The organism is Streptomyces sp. P17 (assembly GCF_032436805.1).
Lineage (GTDB): Bacteria > Actinomycetota > Actinomycetes > Streptomycetales > Streptomycetaceae > Streptomyces.
Genome location: NZ_JAVRBF010001375.1, coordinates 1 through 243 on the forward strand (window position 1 = coordinate 1; position 243 = coordinate 243).

General features: G+C 73.3%; 1 protein-coding gene. It reads right to left on the reverse strand.

Going from position 1 to position 243, the window contains the following annotated elements; genetic code table 11:
• A partial coding sequence (locus tag RMT89_RS45025; RefSeq protein WP_315889533.1) for a hypothetical protein occupies positions 1-217 on the reverse strand: 217 nt, incomplete at its 3' end.
• Between the last annotated feature and the right edge of the window lie 26 nt (positions 218-243).

Consider the following 243-nt stretch of genomic DNA (forward strand, 5'->3'; position numbering starts at 1 on the left):
CCTCGCGCAGCAATTCCATCACGGCGGTCAGCTCTTGCAGGCTGGCCTCGCGGCCGCGCAGCAGGATCGGGTCGTCGGGGCTTTCGACCAGATTGCCAAGCGCTTGGGCCAGCGCCTGCGGCGCGACCGGCTGGAGCCGCGCGTACCGCCGGACCATCGCCGGACCCGGGTCCTCCACGCCGTGGTTGGGCCAGCCCGCCAGCGCCCGCGAGGCCACTGCGGTGAGGGTCAGGGACGGGTTCA